15 protein-coding genes and 1 pseudogene are annotated in these 14,928 nt (G+C 57.7%); 12 read left to right on the top strand and 4 right to left on the bottom strand.

Features of this window, described 5'->3' with window-relative positions; translation table 11 throughout:
• The first annotated feature begins 185 nt into the window (after nt 1–185).
• The 6 genes and pseudogenes from hemA to kdsA all read left to right on the top strand — a co-directional run bounded on the left by hemA (nt 186) and on the right by kdsA (nt 5,230).
• Complete coding sequence (hemA, locus tag AC0TNG_RS20155; protein ID WP_024907067.1) at nt 186–1,442, top strand: glutamyl-tRNA reductase; 1,257 nt, start codon at nt 186–188, stop codon at nt 1,440–1,442.
• Between the two features lie 41 nt (nt 1,443–1,483).
• Nucleotides 1,484–2,566, top strand: coding sequence for a peptide chain release factor 1 (gene prfA, locus AC0TNG_RS20150; RefSeq protein WP_021240360.1), 1,083 nt, complete (start codon nt 1,484–1,486; stop codon nt 2,564–2,566).
• Nucleotides 2,566–3,396 carry a peptide chain release factor N(5)-glutamine methyltransferase gene (prmC, locus tag AC0TNG_RS20145; protein WP_473712699.1) on the top strand — a complete coding sequence of 277 codons (831 nt, stop codon included), beginning with the start codon at nt 2,566–2,568 and terminating at the stop codon, nt 3,394–3,396. The genes prfA and prmC overlap by 1 nt, the downstream gene beginning before the upstream one ends.
• A gap of 8 nt (nt 3,397–3,404) precedes the next feature.
• Nucleotides 3,405–3,500: pseudogene (locus AC0TNG_RS20140) on the top strand (siroheme synthase); the annotation flags it as partial.
• Between the two features lie 29 nt (nt 3,501–3,529).
• Entirely contained in the window at nt 3,530–4,339 is an 810-nt protein-coding gene (gene sirB1 / locus AC0TNG_RS20135) for an invasion regulator SirB1 (RefSeq protein ID WP_024907069.1), read from the top strand.
• Nucleotides 4,340–4,375: 36 nt separating this feature from the next.
• Entirely contained in the window at nt 4,376–5,230 is an 855-nt protein-coding gene (kdsA, locus tag AC0TNG_RS20130) for a 3-deoxy-8-phosphooctulonate synthase (protein WP_023312123.1), read from the top strand.
• A gap of 93 nt (nt 5,231–5,323) precedes the next feature.
• On the opposite strand, the gene chaA is transcribed toward kdsA, so the two are convergent.
• The gene (chaA, locus tag AC0TNG_RS20125; RefSeq protein WP_008499517.1) at nt 5,324–6,424 is read right to left on the bottom strand and encodes a sodium-potassium/proton antiporter ChaA; all 1,101 of its coding nucleotides are present in this window, start codon (nt 6,422–6,424) and stop codon (nt 5,324–5,326) included.
• Between the two features lie 270 nt (nt 6,425–6,694).
• On the opposite strand from chaA, the gene chaB reads away from it, so the two are divergent.
• Both chaB and AC0TNG_RS20115 read left to right on the top strand, forming a co-directional pair.
• Nucleotides 6,695–6,925, top strand: a complete 231-nt coding sequence (chaB, locus tag AC0TNG_RS20120) for a putative cation transport regulator ChaB (RefSeq protein WP_473712698.1) — start codon at nt 6,695–6,697, stop codon at nt 6,923–6,925.
• A gap of 177 nt (nt 6,926–7,102) precedes the next feature.
• Nucleotides 7,103–7,798, top strand: coding sequence for a gamma-glutamylcyclotransferase (locus AC0TNG_RS20115; RefSeq protein ID WP_032647627.1), 696 nt, complete (start codon nt 7,103–7,105; stop codon nt 7,796–7,798).
• A 30-nt stretch (nt 7,799–7,828) separates the two neighbouring features.
• Here the strand turns inward: AC0TNG_RS20115 and AC0TNG_RS20110 are convergent, their stop codons facing one another.
• From AC0TNG_RS20110 to AC0TNG_RS20100, 3 genes are all read right to left on the bottom strand, one after another.
• Nucleotides 7,829–8,068 carry a DUF1883 domain-containing protein gene (locus AC0TNG_RS20110; protein WP_024907074.1) on the bottom strand — a complete coding sequence of 80 codons (240 nt, stop codon included), beginning with the start codon at nt 8,066–8,068 and terminating at the stop codon, nt 7,829–7,831.
• 195 nt (nt 8,069–8,263) lie between these two features.
• Complete coding sequence (locus AC0TNG_RS20105; RefSeq protein WP_048989615.1) at nt 8,264–10,048, bottom strand: methyl-accepting chemotaxis protein; 1,785 nt, start codon at nt 10,046–10,048, stop codon at nt 8,264–8,266.
• A gap of 106 nt (nt 10,049–10,154) precedes the next feature.
• Nucleotides 10,155–10,508, bottom strand: coding sequence for a DsrE/DsrF/TusD sulfur relay family protein (locus AC0TNG_RS20100; protein WP_008499522.1), 354 nt, complete (start codon nt 10,506–10,508; stop codon nt 10,155–10,157).
• Nucleotides 10,509–10,580: 72 nt separating this feature from the next.
• Between AC0TNG_RS20100 and nasR the strand changes: the two genes are divergently transcribed.
• The 4 genes from nasR to AC0TNG_RS20080 all read left to right on the top strand — a co-directional run bounded on the left by nasR (nt 10,581) and on the right by AC0TNG_RS20080 (nt 14,920).
• Nucleotides 10,581–11,765 (top strand): nitrate regulatory protein NasR, encoded by a 1,185-nt coding sequence (gene nasR, locus AC0TNG_RS20095; RefSeq protein WP_024907076.1) that lies wholly within the window; start codon nt 10,581–10,583, stop codon nt 11,763–11,765.
• 228 nt (nt 11,766–11,993) lie between these two features.
• Nucleotides 11,994–13,241, top strand: a complete 1,248-nt coding sequence (locus AC0TNG_RS20090) for a CmpA/NrtA family ABC transporter substrate-binding protein (protein WP_024907077.1) — start codon at nt 11,994–11,996, stop codon at nt 13,239–13,241.
• 2 nt (nt 13,242–13,243) lie between these two features.
• Nucleotides 13,244–14,122, top strand: a complete 879-nt coding sequence (gene ntrB, locus AC0TNG_RS20085; RefSeq protein ID WP_024907078.1) for a nitrate ABC transporter permease — start codon at nt 13,244–13,246, stop codon at nt 14,120–14,122.
• A 9-nt stretch (nt 14,123–14,131) separates the two neighbouring features.
• A complete protein-coding gene (locus AC0TNG_RS20080) occupies nt 14,132–14,920 on the top strand; it encodes an ABC transporter ATP-binding protein (protein WP_024907079.1) in 789 nt (262 codons plus the stop codon).
• Nucleotides 14,921–14,928: the final 8 nt, after the last annotated feature.

Genomic DNA, 14,928 nt, shown 5'->3' with positions numbered 1-14,928 from the left:
TGAGATACGTTGCAGTTATAACTGTTAATGCTAGCGTCGAAGGGGGCTACCGTCTACGTTCAAATTATCTCAAAGCGTTGTGTAACCTATTACTCCGAAAGGGGGCTGTCTCTTTTATTGATCTCGCGCATCCTGTATGATGCGTTCTGCTAACCTTATTAACGCTGGTACTACTCCCGCTCAACATGACCCTATTAGCACTCGGCATCAACCACAAAACAGCCCCGGTTTCGCTGCGAGAACGCGTAACGTTTTCGCCAGATACGCTCGACCTGGCGCTGGACAGCCTGCTTGCACAGCCGATGGTGCAGGGTGGCGTGGTGCTCTCGACGTGCAACCGTACCGAGCTCTATTTAAGCGTGGAAGAGCAGGACAACCTGCATGAAGCGCTTATCCGCTGGCTATGCGACTACCACAACCTCAACGAAGACGAGCTGCGCAATAGCCTGTACTGGCATCAGGACAACGATGCCGTCAGCCATCTGATGCGCGTCGCCAGCGGGCTGGATTCGCTGGTGCTCGGCGAACCGCAGATCCTGGGGCAGGTGAAAAAAGCGTTTGCGGATTCGCAAAAAGGGCATCTGAAGGCCAGCGAGCTGGAGCGCATGTTCCAGAAGTCGTTCTCCGTGGCGAAGCGTGTGCGAACCGAAACCGACATTGGTGCCAGTGCGGTTTCCGTTGCTTTCGCGGCCTGCACCCTTGCGCGCCAAATCTTTGAATCCCTCTCCACCGTCACCGTGATGCTGGTGGGCGCGGGCGAAACCATCGAACTTGTGGCGCGCCATCTGCGCGAGCATAAAGTGAAAAAGATGATTATCGCTAACCGCACCCGCGAACGCGCGCAGGTGCTGGCGGATGAAGTGGGCGCAGAGGTGGTTGCCCTGAGCGACATCGATGAACGTCTGAAAGAGGCGGACATTATTATCAGCTCGACCGCCAGCCCGCTGCCGATTATCGGAAAAGGGATGGTGGAGCGTGCGCTGAAGTCCCGTCGTAATCAGCCGATGCTGCTGGTGGATATTGCCGTCCCGCGCGATGTTGAGCCGGAAGTGGGCAAGCTGCCTAACGCCTACCTCTACAGCGTGGATGACCTGCAAAGCATCATTTCGCACAACCTCGCCCAGCGTAAAGCGGCGGCGGTGCAGGCGGAAACCATCGTTGAGCAGGAAACCAGTGAGTTTATGGCCTGGCTGCGCGCGCAAAGCGTCAGCGAGACCATCCGCGAGTATCGCGGACAGGCGGAGCAGGTGCGGGATGACCTGACAGCCAAAGCGTTAGCGGCCCTGGAGCAGGGCGGCGACGCACATGCAATTATGCAGGATCTGGCGTGGAAACTGACCAACCGCCTGATCCATGCGCCAACCAAATCTCTTCAGCAGGCTGCCCGTGACGGGGATGATGAACGCCTGACTATTCTGCGCAACAGCCTCGGGCTGGAATAGCGCCCTATACCCATTTTCTAAGACAAGGTGCACTTACGCCTATGAAGCCTTCTATCGTCGCTAAACTGGAAGCTCTGCACGAGCGCCATGAAGAAGTCCAGGCGCTGCTCGGCGATGCCGGGACCATTGCGGACCAGGAGCGTTTTCGCGCGCTCTCACGTGAATACGCGCAGTTAAGTGATGTTTCTAAATGCTTTACCGACTGGCGACAGGTTCAGGAAGATATCGAAACCGCGCAGATGATGCTCGACGATCCTGAAATGCGCGAGATGGCGCAGGAAGAGTTGCAGGATGCGAAAGCGCGTTCTGAAGAGATGGAGCAGCAGCTTCAGGTGCTTCTGCTGCCAAAAGATCCGGACGACGAGCGTAACGCGTTCGTGGAAGTCCGCGCCGGGACCGGCGGTGACGAAGCGGCACTGTTTGCCGGGGATCTGTTCCGCATGTACAGCCGCTACGCCGAGTCGCGTCGCTGGCGCGTGGAGATCATGAGCGCCAACGAAGGCGAACATGGTGGCTACAAAGAGGTTATCGCCAAGATTAGCGGCGACGGCGTGTACGGTCGTCTCAAGTTTGAATCCGGCGGTCACCGCGTGCAGCGCGTACCGGCCACCGAATCCCAGGGCCGTATTCACACCTCCGCCTGTACGGTGGCGGTGATGCCGGAGCTGCCGGAAGCGGAACTGCCGGACATCAATCCGGCGGACCTGCGTATTGATACTTTCCGCTCCTCTGGCGCGGGTGGTCAGCACGTTAACACCACCGACTCCGCCATCCGTATTACCCACCTGCCAACCGGCATTGTCGTCGAATGTCAGGACGAGCGTTCACAGCACAAAAACAAAGCCAAAGCGCTGTCCGTGCTGGGCGCGCGTATCCACGCGGCCGAAATGGCGAAACGCCAGCAGGCGGAAGCGTCTACGCGTCGTAACCTGCTGGGGAGCGGCGATCGCAGCGACCGTAACCGCACCTACAACTTCCCGCAGGGCCGTGTAACCGACCACCGCATCAACCTGACGCTGTACCGTCTGGACGAGGTGATGGAAGGGAAGCTGGACATGCTGATTGAGCCTATCGTGCAGGAATACCAGGCTGACCAGCTGGCGGCACTGTCCGAGCAGGAATAATGGATTTTCAGCGCTGGTTACGTGAGGCGGCCGGTGAGCTTTCCGAAAGCGAAAGCCCGAAACGCGATGTCGAAATTTTGCTTGAGCATGTGACGGGTAAAGCCCGGACGTATCTGCTGGCTTTTGGTGAAACCGAACTGACCGCGGAGCAGGAAGCGCAGCTCGCCGCGCTGCTTGCCCGTCGTAAAACCGGCGAGCCGGTGGCGCACCTGGTCGGGGAGCGCGAGTTCTGGTCGTTACCCCTGTTCGTCTCGGCGGCGACGCTAATCCCGCGTCCTGACACCGAATGTCTGGTGGAGCAGGCGCTGGCGCGTTTACCGGCGGCGGCCTGCAGTATTCTCGATCTCGGGACGGGAACAGGTGCTATCGCGCTGGCGCTCGCCACCGAGCGGCCCGACTGCGCGGTGACGGCGGTGGATGTCATGCCCGACGCGGTGGAGCTGGCGCAGCGTAACGTGGAACGTCTCGGGGTCCGCAACGTGACGGTGCTGCAAAGCAGCTGGTTTTCCGCGCTGGAGAATCGCACATTTGCGATGATTGTCAGCAATCCTCCTTACATCGACGAACATGACCCGCACCTTGCGCAGGGAGATGTTCGCTTCGAACCGCTGACGGCGCTCGTGGCCGCCAACGCGGGATTAGCCGATCTTGATTACATTGTGACAACGTCACGGGAACATTTACTTCCCGGCGGCTGGCTGCTCGTGGAGCATGGCTGGACGCAGGGAGAAGCCGTGCGGGCACTGTTTACGCAAGCAGGTTATGACGCTGTCGAAACCTGCTGCGACTACGGCGGCAACGAACGCCTGACGCTGGGGCGGTGGTCTTGAGTTCCGGGTATCTGCCATTTACTGATAAAGGCGTAAGGCTGACTGAAAGGCGGTTTGGCGTTATCATCTACATCGTTTTGAGTTTTATCTCGTCCGGGCGTCGCTGTACGCTCGGTCGTTACTGGGGTAAGTCATGAGGTCCTTAGCCGATTTCGAATTTAATAAAGTGCCGCTTTGCGATGGCATGATCCTGATTTCTGAGATGATTCGCGACGATTTTACGTCGCAGTTTGTCTACGATGAGCTGGAGAATCTGGTCAGCCTGGCGCGTGAAGAGATTAATCAGGCGCGGCCGCAAGACTGGCAATTAGAGAAGCTGCTTGAGCTTTTCTACGGCGAATGGGGTTTCTGCGACACGCGGGGCGTGTATCGCCTGTCTGACGCATTATGGCTGGACCAGGTCTTAAAAAATCGTCAGGGCAGCGCCGTTGCGCTGGGCTCTATTTTACTGTGGGTCGCGCACCGCCTGGATATTCCGCTAGTCCCGGTCATTTTCCCGACGCAGATGATCCTGCGTGCGGAGTGGCTGGACGGTGAGATGTGGCTCATTAATCCCTTCAACGGCGACACGCTGGATGAACATACGCTGGACGTGTGGCTGAAAGGCAACATCAGCCCAGTGGCTGAGCTCTTCAACGAAGATCTCGACGAGGCGGATAACGCAGAAGTGATCCGCAAGCTGCTCGATACGCTGAAGTCAGCGTTAATGGAAGAGCGTCAGATGGAGCTGGCCCTGCGCGCCAGCGAAGTGCTGCTGCAGTTTAATCCGGAAGACCCGTACGAAATTCGCGACCGTGGGTTGATCTATGCCCAGCTCGACTGCGAACACGTGGCGCTAAACGATCTGAGCTATTTCGTTGAGCAGTGTCCGGAAGACCCCATTAGCGAAATGATTCGTGCGCAGATCAACGCGATCTCGCACAAGCAAATTACACTGCATTAATCTTAATTCCGATTCACACCTGAATAAGGCGATCCTATGAAACAAAAAGTGGTTAGCATTGGTGATATCAAGGTAGCAAACGACCTGCCTTTCGTGCTGTTTGGCGGCATGAACGTGCTGGAATCCCGCGACCTCGCCATGCGTATCTGCGAGCACTACGTGACCGTGACCCAGAAGCTGGGCATCCCGTACGTGTTTAAAGCCTCTTTTGACAAAGCCAACCGCTCCTCCATCAACTCTTACCGTGGCCCGGGCCTGGAAGAAGGGATGAAGATTTTCCAGGAGCTGAAGCAGACCTTTGGCGTGAAAGTGATCACCGACGTGCATGAAGCCTCTCAGGCGCAGCCGGTGGCAGACGTGGTTGACGTGATTCAGCTCCCGGCATTCCTGGCTCGCCAGACCGACCTGGTTGCCGCGATGGCGAAAACCGGTGCCGTGATCAACGTGAAAAAACCGCAGTTCGTGAGCCCAGGTCAGATGGGTAACATCGTTGATAAGTTTATCGAAGGCGGTAACGATCAGGTGATCCTGTGTGACCGTGGCGCTAACTTCGGTTACGACAACCTGGTGGTGGACATGCTGGGCTTCAGCGTGATGAAAAATGTCTCCGGCCAGTCTCCGGTAATTTTCGACGTGACCCACGCGCTGCAGTGCCGCGACCCGTTCGGTGCCGCGTCCGGTGGCCGTCGTGCTCAGGTGACCGAACTGGCGCGCGCCGGTATGGCAACCGGTCTGGCGGGTCTGTTCATTGAAGCGCACCCGGATCCGGATAACGCAAAATGCGACGGCCCATCCGCGCTGCCACTGGATAAGCTGGAGCCGTTCCTGAAACAGATCAAAGCGATTGACGATCTGGTGAAAAGCTTCGACGAGCTGGATACCAGCAAATAATAAAAAACCCGCTTCGGCGGGTTTTTTTATGTTGTCTCCCTCTCCCTGTGGGAGAGGGTTGGGGTGAGGGCATCAGGCCGCACCGGATCACTCTCAGGCAAAAATCGTCATCAAATAAGCCACAAACAACGCCATATGCGCCGCGCCGTTCAGCACGTTGGTACGCCCGGTGGAGAACGAAATCTGGCACAGCAGCAACGAGGCCACCATCACAATCATTTCCGGCGCACCCAGCGCAAACTGCAGCTCGTTGCCCGTCATAAAGGCAATCAGCGTCACCACCGGTACGGTAAGTGATATTGTCGCCAGCACGGAGCCGAAGAACAGGTTCATGGCGCGCTGCACCTGATTGTTTAAGACGGCTTTCAGCGCGCCCAGCCCTTCAGGAGACAGGATCAGCAGCGCCACCAGGAAGCCGGTAAACGCTACCGGCGCGTTCAGCTCGGTTAACAGCGTTTCCAGCGGGTTGGCGTTCATCTTGGTGACGGCAATCACCGCAATCAGATGTACGATCAGCCAAACCGTATGCCACGCGCTGCTGTGGGCCGACGGCTTACCGTGGTGCGGGTCATCGTCGTCGCTGTCGTCTTCATGCTCATACACAAACAGGCTCTGGTGCGTTTTGGTCTGAATCAGCAGGAACACGCCGTACATGGCGGCGGAAATCAGTGCGACCAGAAGTGCCTGACCGGTAGAGAAATTCGCGCCCGGCAGCGCCATCGGGAAGACCAGCACGATAATGGCCAGCGGGAAGAGGGCAATCAGATACTGTTTAATGCCGAACAGGTTCATATACTGGGTCGCGAACTTGCGCCCGCCCAGCAGCAGAGAGAAGCCCACCAGGCCGCCCGTCACAATCATAATGATAGAGTAGAGCGTGTCGCGCATCAGCGTCGGCGCGGCATCGCCGGTCGCCATGAGCGCGGAAATCAGGCTGACTTCGAGAATAACGACGGAAAGGCTGAGAATTAACGATCCGTACGGCTCGCCCAGACGGTGGGCCAGGACGTCCGCATGGCGAACGACGCTAAATGCGCTGGTTAAGATGCCGACCAGGGCAAGAATATTGATACCAACCACCACTGGCAGTGACTGACTGCTTCCCCAGAAGAGCAGCACAGCCAGTGCCAGAACCGGGAAAATGAGTGACGTCTCCTTGTGGCGGGTCTTTACCGCCTCGTGTGTTGCTGTCATGTGCTTCTCCATCAATGCAGGTGCTTGTAATTATAGATAGATTTTTGAGGTCATTAAACTAACAGATCTCTGTTAAATACCCTTTATTTTTTACTTAATTTTACCCTTTGTCATAAATTTAATACCTGGCTCCTGTAATTGACGGTTTTCATATAATATTTATTAAATAACAATAAATTAAATTTGGTTTGAATCCATAAATTAAGGCCGGGTGGCACGCTGCCATATCGTCGTCCACACTTATCTCTTTAAGCAAAAGAGAGGTGAGTGATGCCATATAAAACGAAACGCGAATTACCCGATAACGTGCAAAACGTGCTGCCCGCTCACGCGCAGGATATCTACAAAGAGGCGTTTAACAGCGCCTGGGAACAATACAAAGATAAGGACGATCGCCGGGATGATGCCAGCCGTGAAGAGACAGTGCACAAAGTCGCCTGGGCCGCCGTAAAACATGAATATGAAAAAGGAGACGACGATAAATGGCATAAAAAGAAATAGCCGTGAAATAATTCGCTGCCTTCATTTTGACTTTTCAGGCGGTTGAACGGCCGTTGTATTGCAACTGGTCCGCTAATTGCTTATCGTTATTTAACTGCTGGCAAAATGACCAGCACATAATGCCGGGAAGGCGAATTACAGATGTCGCAAGGAAGCATGCAGTGGCGGAGGTGTAAAGTGTTAACGCGTGATTTCTTAATGAAGGCAGATTGTAAGACGGCATTTGGTGCTATTGAGGAATCGCTTCTCTGGTCAGCTGAACAACGTGCGGCGTCACTTGCTGCCACGCTTGCCTGCCGCCCGGATGATGGCCCGGTATGGATTTTTGGCTACGGTTCCCTGATGTGGAACCCGGCTCTGGAATTTGTCGAATCGGCAACGGGAACGCTGCCTGGCTGGCATCGCGCATTTTGCCTGCGTCTGACGGCCGGACGCGGCAGCGCGTGCCAGCCGGGACGTATGCTTGCACTGAAAGAGGGCGGACGCACCACGGGCGTGGCGTATCGCCTCCCGGATGCCTCGCTGGAAGAGGAGCTTACGCTGCTCTGGAAGCGCGAGATGATTACCGGCTGCTATATGCCGAGCTGGTGCAAGCTGGAGCTGGACGACGGACGCACCGTCAATGCGCTGGTGTTTATTATGGACCCGCGTCATCCGCTGTATGAAGCGGACACTCGCACGCAGGTCATCGCCCCGTTGATTGCTGCCGCCAGCGGACCGCTGGGGACCAATGCACAATATCTCTTCTCCCTGGATCAGGAGCTGACCCGCCTCGGCATGAAAGACGATTGTCTGAATGAGCTGGTGGTAAAGGTGAAGGCTCTGCTGGAAGGGAACCCGCTCAACGGCACGCTGCGACCGGGCTTTGCCTGATGATACGCCCGGCTCGCCGGGCGTTTATTATTATGCAGCCACGTAGCTGACGGAATGCTCCAGCGACTGGCTGTGGCTGTCGATCAGCACATCCCACGTGCCGGTATACGGTACGGTAAGCCACGCTTTATCATCCTGCACGGTGAGAATATCCGCCTGGGATTGTTTATGTGCTTTCGCACTCATCAGGTGAATACGACAGCGCTCTGAGCAACGCACCACTACCGTATCCCCGCCAAACAGTTTCAAACTTGTTTTTACCAGTGCCATTTTTTTACCCCGTCGATTTTGCCCATCCCGAGCGTGATATTGTTCACAAATTACTCATTGCATAACACCAAAGCGGGGGGCGAGGGATGATGATTTTGATCAAAAAATGGCATAACGTTTAAACAAAAATGACAAAATTCCTGAAAGCATTCAGCTGGCGCGGGTTTTACCCGGTAAACCCGCGCCGGAATAAAATTAAATGCGGAAATGGCCGGCGGTTTCAGCAAGGTCCCCAGCCTGGCTCTGCAGGGCACCCGCAGCGGCGGCGGATTCCACCACCAGCTCGGCGTTCTGCTGGACCATCCTGTCGAGATGGGTCACCGCATGATTGATCTCATGAATGCCTTTCATCTGCTCGCTGGTGGCGATGGAGATTTCGCGCATGATGCCGGAGACGCTGCCGATGCTGGAGCGGATCTCGTCCATGCTTTCCCCGGCCAGATGCACGTAGCGGGAGCCGGTGGCCACGCTGTCGGTGGTGGAATCGATGAGCGATTTGATCTCTTTCGCCGCCTGGGCGCTACGGCTCGCCAGGTTACGCACTTCGCCTGCCACCACGGCAAACCCGCGACCCTGCTCCCCGGCACGGGCCGCCTCGACGGAGGCGTTCAGCGCCAGAATGTTGGTCTGGAAAGCAATGCCGTCAATCACGCTGGTGATATCGCCAATTTTAGCCGACGCGACTTCGATGGACTGCATGGTGCTGATCGCCTGGGATACCACCTCGCCGCCGCGCGCAGCGGCCGCTGAGGCCTTGCTCGCCTGATCGTTCGCTTCTGCCGCCGACTCGTTCGACTGCGTCACGGAGGCGGTGATCTGCTCCACGGCGCTGGCCGTCTCGCGCAGGCTGGACGCCGCCTGCTCGGTACGTCCGGAGAGATCCTGGTTACCTGCAGCAATCTCCTGGGCGGCGTTTTTCACCGATTCACTGGCATCCCGGAGCTGCACCATCACCACCGACAGCTTATCGCTGAAGGCGTTAAAGGCCTGCGCAATCTGCGCGACTTCGTCCTCGCCGCTGTCCGGCAAACGCTGGGACAGATCGTTAGTCCCGTTGGCAATGTTGTGCATCGCGTCGCGAATGTCGGACAGACGCTTCAGCAGGCGGGCAATCAGGAGGTGAACAATGGCCGCGCTCAGCAGTGCCAGGATCACCAGCGAAATCGCCGATGCTTTAAGCAGGGAACGCATGCCGGAGGTGGCGTCGCCGTTGTCGAGGGCGACGACTAGCAGCCAGTTTGTGCCCGGCACGGCTGTCGCCACGAAGGTTTTTTCAGCATCGTTCAGCGTTCCGTCGACCGGATTACCGCTTTTCAGCGCAGCAAAATCGATGCCTTTGATGGTCTCAGCAAACGGTTTAAGCGTCAGAGCCGGATCGTTAGCGGCAATCACGCTGCCGTCACTGTTCAGAAGCAACCCGCTGCTGGCCGGGGTTGGATGGATCCCGCGTACGTTCGCCACCACGCTGTCCATGGCTACATCGCCTGCCACCACCGCTTTCAGTGTGCCATTCTCTTTCACCGGTACGGCGAAGGTCACCACCAGTTTACCGGTCCCCGCGTCAACGTAGGGCGCGGTGACAACCGGACCGTCCGTACTGACTACCTGCTGATACCACGGGCGAATGGTCGGGTCATAATCTGCCGGAACGCCCGCCGGTTCAGAGAATTTCGCCGTTTTGCTGGCGTAGCCGACATAAACGTTGGTGAATCCACCCGCCTGTGCAAGCTGTTTAAACACCGGAACCGGATCGTCACTCAGTGCGACGGTCTGCGCGGAGGCAATCACCGTCATCTTGCTTTTGACCCAGTCGGCAATCGCCATGTTATGGCTGGCGCTGGTGCTGGTCAGGATATCGCGCTGTGACTGCTGGTTATCCTGGCGTGTGACCTGGAAGTTAATAACGGTATTGAGGAGAAGGGCGACGACCAGACAGCCTGCCGTCGCCGCGATGATGCGTGCACGAATCGATCTGAACATAAGTGAAATACCTGCTGTGTTGTTTCCATGCCTATCGGCAACCCCGCAGGTAAACTTGATGCTGAAACCGCGTCCATAAGAAAATAATATTTTTACGGGTTTATTATTAAAAAGTTAATACTTTATCCGCGGACAGCGTCCACTCGGCCAGCTCAACCAGCGTACCAATTTCTACGCCATCAATCAGCGGCAGCCCGGTGATACCGCGCCCGTCGGTGCAGGTTTTGCACAGCTTCACCGGCACGTTTTGCGCGGTCAGGATCTCCAGCATCTGCTGAATGTTATAGCCCTCGGCCGGTTTTTGTCCCTTCAGCCCGGCGGTGACCGCGTCCGACATTAAAAAGAGGCGTAACGCGAGGTCACTCTCTTTTTCGCGCAGCGCAATGGCCAGGCGCAGGCTGTTAAAAAGCGATTCACTCCCGTAGGCCGCACCGTTGGCGACGATCACAATCTTCTGCATGTTGACTCCTGTTCTTATAAAGGCACGAATATTGCTTAATTTCCCGGAGTTTCGCTGTCCGGGAGAGTAAGCATGATATTAATGGCAGGCATTTCGCCAGGCGCTGCCGAATGGCTCACGCGCGCAAAGATGATGCGCCAGGAGCAGTTCAGCAAGCTGGCACAGCTGGGTGTGCTTGTGCACGGCATTAGCCAACTGGTGCACATGTTACAGTGCGAGCGCGGGGCGTCCAACGTCTGGCTCTGCTCACAGGGCAAGCTGTACGCCCCCGAATGCAAAGCCAGCCGGGCGCTGGTGGATGAAAACCTCGCTGCCCTTTACGGCATTCTTGAAACACAGTCGCCGATCCCAGGAAGTGCCGTCTGTGAACGCATCGGCGGCGCGCTCCTGAGCCTGGATACACTTCCCGCGCTGCGTGACGGTGTGATTCAGCAGACTGTAACGGCACCCCAGGCGATGGAACACTACTCCCGTATGCTTCGCCATCTGCTCAGTATCGTGCCGCAGCTTAATGACAGCATTGACGATCCGCAAATCGCAGGACGTTTTGTCGCGCTTTATAGCCTGATGCAGGGAAAAGAGCTGGCAGGACAGGAGCGGGCGCTGGGGGCGATTGGCTTCACGCAGGGTTTTTTCGATGATGTGACTCGTCAGAGGCTGGTTGACCGCATTGACGGGCAGCAGGCCTGCTTTGAGATCTTTCTCTCGCACAGCTCCGCTGACGTTCAGACCACCTTTTCAATGCACTGTCAGCCCGATCGTGAAACGGAGCAACTCCGGCGCGTGGCCTGTACCCGCCAGCCTGCCGCCGATAACGGCCTTACCGCACTGGCCTGGTTTGCTCTGCAAACCGCGCGCCTTGAGCATCTGCGCACGCTGGAGGAGACGATCATCGCCGATCTGATGGTCGCGGTGGACGAATGCATTCACCGTGACGATGAGTACGCGCTCCCCGGCGATGAACAGGATGATCCGCCGATCCGCTATCCGGAAAAACCGTTGCTTACCTTGGTTCGCCAGCAGGCGCGCGAGATAGAGCAGCTCTCACGTCAGCTTGCGTCGCTGCGCGATACGCTTGAAGAGCGCAAAATCATTGATAAAGCGAAGAGCGTGCTGATGACCCACCAGAATATGAGTGAGGAACAGGCCTGGACGGCGCTGCGCAAAATGGCGATGGACAAGAACCAAAGGATGGTGGATATCGCCCGCGCGCTGCTCATGGTGAAGAATGTATGGCAGGTAACACCAAAGGAGTAGCTGCACGGTCAGTGGGCATTTTATGCCTGTTTGCGGTGCGTAAAGGCGAGGGAGGAACGGTAAGCACCGCAAGAAACAGTGTGTTAAAACCTGGCATTCACTTTGCATTATCAGATTAACCATTTTTGACGATGCGCCAACGGCGGTGCATCCGTCTTCGGGATAAAGGCGTCCACTGGTGCTTCGGCACCGTGGGCGCTTTTTTTTGGTTTTTTTTCAGGAGTGGTCATGGCGGATTTGTCGAGACGGCGTTTTTTGCAGGCCAGCATGCTGGCGAGTGGTGCAATTCTGTTGCCGGGTGTCATGCAGGCCGCATGGGCGGCAGGCTCGGATAAACCGGAGCAGGAAACAGTGCGCATCGGGTTTATCCCACTGACCGACTGTGCCCCGGTGGTTATCGCTGCGCTGAAAGGGTTTGATAAAAAATACGGTATTACCATCCTGCCCACCAAAGAGGCGAGTTGGGCGGCGGTGCGCGACAAGCTGGTGGCGGGCGAACTCGATGCCGCGCACATTCTTTACGGCCTGCTGTACGGACTGGAGCTGGGCATCGCTGGCAAGCCACAGCAGATGGCTAACCTGATGACCCTCAACCAGAACGGCCAGGCGATTACGCTCTCCAGCGATTTGGCAGAGAAGGGCGTTCGTGACCTTGACGGGCTGAAAAAGCTGATTGGGCAGCAGGCGCCTGGCACCTATACCTTCGCGCACACCTTCCCGACCGGGACGCACGCCATGTGGCTCTACTACTGGCTGGCCAGCGCGGGCATTCACCCCTTTGACGACGTGCGTACGGTGGTGGTGCCGCCGCCGCAGATGGTGATGAACATGCGCATTGGCAACATGGTCGGCTTTTGCGTCGGCGAGCCGTGGAACGCGCGTGCCATCAACGACCGCATCGGTTTTACGGCCGCCACGTCGCAGTCTATCTGGGCCGACCATCCGGAAAAAATCCTCGGGACGCGTCGCGACTGGGTGGAGAAAAATCCGCACACCGCCCGGGCGCTGGTGAGCGCAGTGCTGGAGGCGGCACGCTGGATTGAGTCCTCCCCGGAAAACAAACGCGAAACCGCGCAGATCCTCTCCCGCCGGGCGTGGCTCAACTGCAAAGAGCAGTATCTCACCGGACGCATGCTCGGCGAGTACGACAACGGCCTGGGCCAGCGCTGGCAGGACGCGCACCCGATCCGCTTCTTCAACGAGGGGGCCGTCAGCTACCCGTATCACTCCGACGGCATGTGGTTCTTAACCCAGTTCCGCCGCTGGGGCTTGCTCAAAGCCGCCCCGGACTATACGGGCATCGCACAGCGCATTAACCAGACGGCGGTCTGGCAGGATGCCGCCACGGCGGTGGGGGGCATTACCACACCGACTTCACCACTACGCAGCAGCACATTGATGGACGGCACCGTCTGGAACGGTACCGACCCGGAAGAATACGCCAGCCGTTTCGCCATTCACCGTAAAGGGGCCTGATTATGCAGCATCTGCAAAAGACAAAATCACACGAGACGCCGGAGAGTGGAGAGGTGATTCTCCTGCCTCCGGTGCAGGTTCGCCGCCGTACGCCGACGTTTGCGCGTCGTATTAACGCGATCCTTCAGCGCATCATTCCGGCTTTTCTGGGGCTGGGACTGCTGGTGGTGCTCTGGCAACTGGCGGCGATTAACAGCAAAGGTTTCCCGACGCCGCTCAGCACGCTCGATTCCGCTATTACCCTGTTTGCCGATCCGTTTTATCGCGACGGGCCTAACGACATGGGCATCGGCTGGAACGTGCTCGCCTCATTACAGCGCGTGGCGGTGGGGTTTGGCCTGGCCGCGTTCGCCGGGATCCCGCTTGGTTTCCTGATTGGCCGCTTCACCTTTTTTTCGCGCATGTTCGGCCCGCTGATCGCGCTATTACGCCCGGTTAGCCCGCTGGCCTGGCTGCCCATCGGCCTGCTGCTGTTCCAGAAAGCGGAGCCCGCGTCGAGCTGGACCATTTTTATCTGCTCCATCTGGCCGATGGTGATCAACACCGCCGAAGGCGTGCGGTGTATTCCGCAGGACTACCTTAACGTCGCCCGGGTGCTGCAGCTTTCAGAGTGGACCATCATGCGCCGCATTCTCTTCCCGGCGGTGCTGCCCGCGGTGCTGACCGGGGTGCGCCTCTCTATTGGCATCGCCTGGCTGGTGATTGTCGCCGCCGAGATGCTGACCGGCGGTTTAGGGATCGGTTTCTGGATCTGGAACGAGTGGAACAATCTCAACGTCGAAAACATTCTCATCGCCATCGTCATCATTGGCGTGGTCGGGCTGCTGCTGGAGCAGGGGCTGATGCTGATCGCCCGTCGCTTTAGCTGGCAGGAAAAATAAGGAGCGAACATGAAACCATTAATCCAGGTCCAGGCCGTGAGCCAGCGTTTTTCCACCGCCAGCGGCGAATTTCTGGCGCTGCAGAACGTCTCCTTTGATATCCATGAGGGCGAAACCGTCAGCCTGATTGGGCACTCCGGCTGCGGTAAATCGACGCTGCTTAACCTTATCGCTGGGATCACGCTGCCGACGGAAGGCGGGCTGATTTGCGACAACCGCGAAATTGCCGGGCCGGGTCCGGAGCGCGCGGTGGTATTCCAGAACCATTCGCTGCTACCGTGGCTCACCTGCTTCGACAACGTGGCCCTGGCGGTAGATCACGTGTTTCGCCACAGCATGAGCAAGGCGGAGCGCCGGGAGTGGATTGAGCACAACCTCGACCGCGTGCAGATGGGGCACGCCCTGCACAAGCGCCCGGGGGAGATCTCCGGCGGCATGAAGCAGCGCGTCGGGATTGCCCGCGCGCTGGCGATGAAGCCGAAAGTCCTGCTGATGGATGAACCCTTCGGCGCGCTGGATGCGCTGACGCGCGCCCATCTGCAGGACTCGGTGATGCAGATCCAGCAGGCGCTGAACACCACAATCGTGCTGATTACCCACGACGTGGACGAGGCGGTGCTGCTCTCCGATCGCGTGCTGATGATGACCAACGGCCCGGCGGCGACCATCGGGGAGATCCTGCACGTTGACCTGCCGCGCCCGCGTAACCGGGTGCAGCTGGCTGACGACAGCCGCTATCACCACATGCGCCAGCAGATCCTGCATTTCCTCTATGAAAAGCAGCCGAAAGCGGCGTAGCGAGGGGG

Source organism: Enterobacter sp. PL_is514, from assembly GCF_055816715.1.
This window is presented reverse-complemented; position numbering and strand designations above follow the sequence as displayed.

Excerpts from the sequence above, each read along its gene's own strand:
- hemA (WP_024907067.1), top strand. The coding sequence starts at position 186 with ATGACCCTATTAGCACTCGGCATCAACCACAAAACAGCCCCGGTTTCG.
- prfA (WP_021240360.1), top strand. The coding sequence starts at position 1,484 with ATGAAGCCTTCTATCGTCGCTAAACTGGAAGCTCTGCACGAGCGCCAT.
- prmC (WP_473712699.1), top strand. The coding sequence starts at position 2,566 with ATGGATTTTCAGCGCTGGTTACGTGAGGCGGCCGGTGAGCTTTCCGAA.
- sirB1 (WP_024907069.1), top strand. The coding sequence starts at position 3,530 with ATGAGGTCCTTAGCCGATTTCGAATTTAATAAAGTGCCGCTTTGCGAT.
- kdsA (WP_023312123.1), top strand. The coding sequence starts at position 4,376 with ATGAAACAAAAAGTGGTTAGCATTGGTGATATCAAGGTAGCAAACGAC.
- chaA (WP_008499517.1), bottom strand. The coding sequence starts at position 6,424 with ATGACAGCAACACACGAGGCGGTAAAGACCCGCCACAAGGAGACGTCA.
- chaB (WP_473712698.1), top strand. The coding sequence starts at position 6,695 with ATGCCATATAAAACGAAACGCGAATTACCCGATAACGTGCAAAACGTG.
- AC0TNG_RS20110 (WP_024907074.1), bottom strand. The coding sequence starts at position 8,068 with ATGGCACTGGTAAAAACAAGTTTGAAACTGTTTGGCGGGGATACGGTA.
- AC0TNG_RS20105 (WP_048989615.1), bottom strand. The coding sequence starts at position 10,048 with ATGTTCAGATCGATTCGTGCACGCATCATCGCGGCGACGGCAGGCTGT.
- AC0TNG_RS20100 (WP_008499522.1), bottom strand. The coding sequence starts at position 10,508 with ATGCAGAAGATTGTGATCGTCGCCAACGGTGCGGCCTACGGGAGTGAA.
- nasR (WP_024907076.1), top strand. The coding sequence starts at position 10,581 with ATGATATTAATGGCAGGCATTTCGCCAGGCGCTGCCGAATGGCTCACG.
- AC0TNG_RS20090 (WP_024907077.1), top strand. The coding sequence starts at position 11,994 with ATGGCGGATTTGTCGAGACGGCGTTTTTTGCAGGCCAGCATGCTGGCG.
- ntrB (WP_024907078.1), top strand. The coding sequence starts at position 13,244 with ATGCAGCATCTGCAAAAGACAAAATCACACGAGACGCCGGAGAGTGGA.
- AC0TNG_RS20080 (WP_024907079.1), top strand. The coding sequence starts at position 14,132 with ATGAAACCATTAATCCAGGTCCAGGCCGTGAGCCAGCGTTTTTCCACC.